Consider the following 1,431-nt stretch of genomic DNA (forward strand, 5'->3'; position numbering starts at 1 on the left):
CACTCGGCGGCATCACACCCACTCAAGCCATGCAACGACTACTGTCAGAGCCAGAAATACCCATCGTTGCGACGACCGGTTGAATCCGCCGTTCCGCTTACGGGCAACTCGCCCGCCAATCGACTTGAGCGGAATTACGTTTCAACACGCTCGCTGGGCGTCCGGCTTGCGGGCAGGAGACCGCGTTGGATCCGTGCGCGTCTTCGAGATACCGTCCTCATTGGAGTGCCATCATGGAGGCAGCGGGAGAACGTGAACCGGCCCTGACAGCTAGGAATGTAGTGAGCACGCGTACCAACGCAAGGGCTTCAACAACTGGCCATCCGCATGCCTTGTGGTTCGCTGCCGGATCGGCAACCGCCGCAGTGACCGGTGGTTTGTTAGCGGCGCTCTATATTGCATCCGTTATCGGCTGGTCAGTGGAAGGTAGAGCACCGGCATCGGGGTGGCTCGGTATCGTCATGGGGGCTGTTGTCGGTGGGATCTTCGGTGGGATCGGGATCGGTATTCAACGACGGGTGTCGATTCCGCGGATCGCTGCACCGCTGATCGCTCTGACGCTACTGATGCTGTTAGGGATCCTGACGTGGGTGGTGCTCACACCGTTCGACCCGAACGGGAGTATCCGGTACGGGGTAGCTGTGACCGCGCCATTCGCCACGATAGCCGCCCTCCTCGGGACCACAATCGTCGCTTTAACGAACTCCGCGCTGTGGCTTCGTGTTGGTGGCGTCGCCAGCGCTCTCATCGCTGTTTCATTGGTAATTGGCTTACTGGCAGTCGGGTAGGGCCTCTTGGTTCCATGTGCCGGTCATCGTTCGGCTACGGGCACTGACTCTGTCAGGCTGGTGATTTCTTCAAACGCTTACCCCGGTGTCTGGCAGCACATACTCTGTGAAGGAGGGGGTACACGAAATGCAACTGCAAAGACCGGCCTTTCCCGTGCTCCTCGCCGTGACCGCGCGGTCCTGGATCCTCGGCATTCCGTCGATGGCCCTCATCGCCCTGGCGGGGCTTCAGTTCGCGGTCATCTCCCATGCGGGTCTCAGAGAATCCTGCGATCAGAACCCCGAGCTAGGCAGTCTGCCTCTGCCCTCAGCAGGCTGGACTACGGACGGCGCATTTTCGTTCTTCCCCATTAGGGTCCAATGCTCCTATTTCACAAGCGAGCATGAACTCCTCCTAGTACATACCCAGACCAGCGTGTGGGACTGGGGAATCACGATCGCCGCGATCCTCGGAGTCCTGGGCGTTGCTCTCTTTCTGACCGCCCGGCTCGCAACTCGACGGTCCTGGCACGAATCCCTCTGAAGAATTAGACCCAAACCGTCCCGTTGAGGGTTCGGCGGATTCAACCGGTCGTCGCAACGATGGGTATTTCTGGCTCTGACAGTAGTCGTTGCATGGCTTGAGTGGGTGTGATGCCGCCGA

The 1,431-nt window shown here is 59.7% G+C and carries 2 protein-coding genes; both read left to right on the top strand.

Features of this window, described 5'->3' with window-relative positions; translation table 11 throughout:
* The first annotated feature begins 281 nt into the window (after positions 1 to 281).
* Positions 282 to 788: a hypothetical protein gene (locus BMW72_RS18575; RefSeq protein WP_134450344.1), complete on the top strand. Its 507-nt coding sequence runs from the start codon at positions 282 to 284 to the stop codon at positions 786 to 788.
* Between the two features lie 127 nt (positions 789 to 915).
* Positions 916 to 1,311, top strand: a complete 396-nt coding sequence (locus BMW72_RS18245; protein ID WP_092113180.1) for a hypothetical protein — start codon at positions 916 to 918, stop codon at positions 1,309 to 1,311.
* Positions 1,312 to 1,431 lie beyond the last annotated feature (120 nt).

The sequence above is a fragment of the Cryobacterium luteum genome, assembly GCF_900110125.1.
Classification (GTDB): domain Bacteria; phylum Actinomycetota; class Actinomycetes; order Actinomycetales; family Microbacteriaceae; genus Cryobacterium; species Cryobacterium luteum.